Here is a 4229-nt window from a genome sequence, read left to right on the forward strand (position 1 = left end):
TGCCGCCCCAGCTCGCGCACCATCAGTTCTTCGGCAATTGGCCCGCGAATACGGCTAAACAGTTGCACGTCCAGAAAGTAGACGTGGCCCGCTTTGCTGGCGCTCAGGCGTTGGGCCAGGGCGTTGGCTTGCCAATCCTTTTTGGCCTGTGCCACGGTGTTTTTGCTGCTGGCAATCACAAAAATGGCGTCGGCTTTGGTGGTGGCGAGGCCCTCGCTGCTGACCTTGCGGTAGCCCTCGCTGAGGCTGGTGTCCTGTGCGCCCAGTGTGTCCAGCTTCAGGCCCAGATTCTGGAAGAAGCCGCCCGTCCAGTCGTTTGGCCCCAGTACGGTGTACACGTCCTTGCTGGCCCCGCCTGCGTTCCAGACGACCAGAACTGTCTTACCACGAATCCAGGCAGGGAGAGTTTCCCGCGCTTGGGCCATCATTTTCTTGTTGCGGGCAATCACGGCGCTGGCCTGTTTCTCACGGCCTACCGCCTTTGCCAGTACGGGCAAGGTCTTTTGCCAGTCGCCCGTGTGAATGCCTTCAAAGAGGACTGTTGGCCCCACCTTGCTCAGCGCAGAATAAGCGTCCTGAGCGTAGTTTTCACCAACAATGAGGTCGGGTTTCAAACTGGCGACGACTTCCAGATTGGGTTTGAAACGGTCGCCCACATTCACCGGCGCAGAGGTCACGCGGCTCCCCAGGTAGCGAATCTGACGAATGGGGGAGCCGTAATTGGTGACAGCCAGTTGCGCCGCCTCGCCGTAGCCCACGGGCTGAATGCCGAGGCTGAGCAGCATATCCAGCGCGTGTGGGCCGAGTGCGACCACGCGGCTTGCGGGAGCATTGACTTTGGTCTCGCCCGAATAATGCTTAATGGTAAGGGGCGCAGCAGTCGCAGGAGAGGCAAGCGCAAGGGCTGCCAGAGCAGACATTCTTTTCATCGGGTGCTAAGCTACCTTAAGTGATAATGATATATCAACTTCTTTCGAGTTGTGGGCACTTCGGTGGAATTACGCTTTGACTTATGTTGACAAATCCGACCTATTTAATCAGGATAAGACCTTGTGAATGGGGCGCAGTCAGGTTCAAGGTGGCTCTGGCTGGGGCTAGGGCTACTCGCCGTGATGGTGGCCTTTTTGACTTCGCTGGCGCTGGGCGCGACTGACCTGCCCGCTCTCCAAGCGGCCCATTTGTTGCTGCACCCCGACGATTCCAACGAAAGCCTGGTGATTCACTCGCTACGGCTGCCGCGCACGCTGGTGGCGCTCCTGGCGGGCGCGGGCCTGGGCGTGTCGGGGCTGATGCTACAAGCGGTCACGCGCAACCCGCTGGCTGACCCTGGCATTCTGGGCGTGGAGGCGGGCGGCGCGTTTGCCCTCCTGCTCATGGTGGTGTTTTTTCCGTCTGCGCCTGCCTGGGCGTACATTCCTGCGGCCTTTGCGGGCGGAGCGGGCGCGGCGCTGCTGGCCTACTCGGTGGCGCACAGCATCGGCGTCACGCCCCTGCGTTTGGCACTGGCGGGCGTAGCGGTAGCGAGCTTAGTAAGTGCAGGTAGTCGCACCATCCAGATTTTGTGGGAAGAACGCGCTCAGGGCGCATTGTTTGCCTTGTCGGGCAGCGTGGCGGGCAGGACGTGGGAACAGGTTGGACAGATTGCGCCCTTGATGGGAGTGGGGCTGGTTGCGGCGCTTCTCCTCTCACCCAAGCTGAACATTCTGGCGCTGGGCGAGGACGTGGCCCGCAGCCTGGGCGCACGCACCGAGCGCGACTCGCTGCTGGTCACGCTGCTGGGCGTGCTTCTGGCGGCGGCGTCGGTGAGCGTGGTGGGGCCGATTGGCTTCGTGGGGCTGGTCATTCCGCACCTTTCGCGCACGCTGGCGGGGGCCGACCACCGCCTGAGCCTGCCGCTGGCTGCCTTGCTGGGCGCAGCTTTTTTAACGCTGGCAGACGTGCTGGCCCGCCTGATTGACCGCCCCGCCGAAACACCCGTCGGCCTGCTGGTGGCGGCGGTGGGTGCGCCTTTTTTCGTGTGGCTGGCGCGGAGAATCGGCAGATGAATATGCAAAAGGCGACACAAGCTCGGGGCCAAGCTGTCTCCTTGCAGGCAGCAAAGTACACCACCCCCCGCGCCATCTCTTTTGGCCTCGGCGTGTTGGCACTCATTGCGGCCCTCTCGGTGCTGGCTCTCGGCCTCGGCGCAGTCAAGACGCCCCCTGCCGACGTTCTACAAGTGCTATTGGGGCGCGGTGACGACCTCACTCGGCAACTGGTCTTGGAACTGCGTTTGCCGCGCATTGTGGTGGCGCTGCTGACGGGGGCGATGTTTGCCGCCAGTGGCTCCATCATGCAGGGCGTGATTCGCAACCCGCTGGCCTCGCCCGACCTGATTGGCGTGGGCGCGGGTGCAGGGCTAGCGGCAACCCTGTTTTTGCTGGCGTGGCCCGGTGCGCCTGCGGGTGGCCTACCCTGGGCGGCGCTGGCGGGGGCCTGGGCGGGGTTTGGGCTGGTGCTCCTGCTCTCGCGTGAATGGACGGGCTTGCAACAAGGTCGCCTCCACCCTGTACGTCTGGCACTGGTGGGCGTGGCGGTGGCAGCGGCTTTGGGCGCAGTGCAACAACTGATTTTGGTGCGTGCGCCCGATGGATTGGGGTCAGCCCTTAGCTTCCTGACGGGCACGGTGTACGGCGCAGACGGCGAACGAGTAGCGCGGCTGTGGCCCTGGGCGGCTGTGTTATTGCCGCTTTCGCTGCTGCTGTCACGCACGCTGGACGTTTTGAATTTGGGTGAAGACCTTGCTACGGCGCTAGGTATGCGGGTCAATACCGCTCGGCTGCTGTGCCTGACGGTGGGAGTGGCGCTGGCGGGTGCGGCAGTCACGGGGGCGGGCGTGCTGGGCTTCGTGGGGCTACTCGCTCCGCACCTGGCGCGGCTGCTGGTGGGCGGGTTGCATGGCCGAATGCTGCCCGTGTCTATGGGCCTCGGTGCCCTGCTGGTGCTGGCAGCAGACACGCTGGGCCGCTCGCTGATTCCGCCGACGGAAGTACCTGCGGGAATTCTGACGACGCTGGTGGGTGCGCCCTATTTCTTGTATTTGCTGAGGAAAACGAAATGATGATGGGAGATGGAAAGAACGAAGGAAACGGCACTGCACTGCTCTCTACCAGTCACCTCAAGTTAGGTTACGGCACAAATGTCATCGTTCCCGACTTGAACCTCAGCATTGCGGGCGGCAAAGTCACTTCCATCATTGGGCCAAACGGCTGCGGCAAGTCCACGCTGCTGCGGGCACTGGCGCGTCTATTACCAATGCAGGGCGGGCAAATTGCGCTATACGGTCAGGCGCTTCACACGCTGCCCAGCCGCGAGGTGGCCCGTCAGCTTGCCATCCTGCCGCAAGGCCCCACCGCGCCCGAGGGCCTCAGCGTGGAAGAACTGGTGTGGTTTGGGCGGCACCCGCATCAGGGGCGCTTTCCCGTCAAGACCGAGGCTGACCGCGAGGCGGTGATGTGGGCGCTCGACCAGACAGGCATGAAGGTCTTCGCCTCTCGCCCACTAGACGCCCTGAGCGGGGGCCAGCGCCAACGCGCCTGGATTGCCATGAGTTTGGCCCAGCAAACCGACATTCTGCTGCTAGACGAGCCCACCACCTACCTCGACCCCTCGCACCAGCTAGAGGTGCTGCACTTGGCCCAGCGCCTTAACCACGAGGAGGGGAAAACGGTAGTGATGGTGCTGCACGACCTTAATCAGGCAGTGCGCTACTCCGATGAAATCATCGCCATGAAGGACGGCGAGGTGTACGCCCACGGACCATCGAGCGAAGTGTTAACACATGAGTTGTTGGCAGATGTGTTTGGTCTCAGAGGTCACCTGCTGCAGGACCCAGACACGGGTAAGCCGCATGTGATTCCATACGCACTGACAAGATAGGTTCGTGTAGCAGTACCCAGCATCAGCAGGGCTTCATTCCATCACGCTCTTTACTGCCGCTCCCCACGCCTGAATTCGAGAATCTCCCCTAACTGAACATCACGTCCTACGAGCTCGGAGAGGCTTTCGAGAACCGAGTTGACGGCAACGAGGTCAATCTTCTCGATGCGGTCTTTGGACATCATCCGGTAGAGCGTGTTCTTGCCTAACGGCAGGTCAAGCTTGTCACGGGCGGTCGTCTCGACCTGGGAAACCTTAAGATGGTGGGCTTCCAGAAATTCTTTGAGGGTCAGACGAATTGCCACACTCAT

At 62.0% G+C, this 4229-nt stretch carries 5 protein-coding genes; 3 read left to right on the forward strand and 2 right to left on the reverse strand.

The window, feature by feature from the left end; genetic code table 11:
* The coding region (locus tag Q4C89_RS14145; RefSeq protein ID WP_303103268.1) for an ABC transporter substrate-binding protein at nt 1-920 on the reverse strand (920 nt) is incomplete at its 3' end.
* Nucleotides 921-1112: 192 nt separating this feature from the next.
* Here Q4C89_RS14145 and Q4C89_RS14150 point away from each other — a divergent pair.
* Genes Q4C89_RS14150 through Q4C89_RS14160 form a run of 3 tightly spaced genes read left to right on the forward strand, consistent with a single transcriptional unit; the run spans nt 1113 to nt 3918 of the window.
* The gene (locus Q4C89_RS14150; protein ID WP_303103272.1) at nt 1113-2045 is read left to right on the forward strand and encodes an iron ABC transporter permease; all 933 of its coding nucleotides are present in this window, start codon (nt 1113-1115) and stop codon (nt 2043-2045) included.
* Complete coding sequence (locus Q4C89_RS14155) at nt 2042-3100, forward strand: iron ABC transporter permease (RefSeq protein WP_303103269.1); 1059 nt, start codon at nt 2042-2044, stop codon at nt 3098-3100. Before Q4C89_RS14150 ends, Q4C89_RS14155 begins: the two co-directional genes overlap by 4 nt.
* Nucleotides 3101-3102: 2 nt before the next feature.
* Nucleotides 3103-3918: an ABC transporter ATP-binding protein gene (locus Q4C89_RS14160; RefSeq protein ID WP_303103270.1), complete on the forward strand. Its 816-nt coding sequence runs from the start codon at nt 3103-3105 to the stop codon at nt 3916-3918.
* 50 nt (nt 3919-3968) lie between these two features.
* Here the strand turns inward: Q4C89_RS14160 and Q4C89_RS14165 are convergent.
* A partial coding sequence (locus Q4C89_RS14165) for a hypothetical protein (RefSeq protein WP_303103271.1) occupies nt 3969-4229 on the reverse strand: 261 nt, incomplete at its 5' end.

The sequence above is a fragment of the Deinococcus sp. genome (assembly GCF_030523985.1).
Taxonomy (GTDB): domain Bacteria; phylum Deinococcota; class Deinococci; order Deinococcales; family Deinococcaceae; genus Deinococcus.

Coding starts and splice junctions, on each gene's coding strand:
- Q4C89_RS14160 (WP_303103270.1), top strand. CDS start 3,103: ATGGGAGATGGAAAGAACGAAGGAAACGGCACTGCACTGCTCTCTACC.
- Q4C89_RS14150 (WP_303103272.1), top strand. CDS start 1,113: ATGGTGGCCTTTTTGACTTCGCTGGCGCTGGGCGCGACTGACCTGCCC.
- Q4C89_RS14155 (WP_303103269.1), top strand. CDS start 2,042: ATGAATATGCAAAAGGCGACACAAGCTCGGGGCCAAGCTGTCTCCTTG.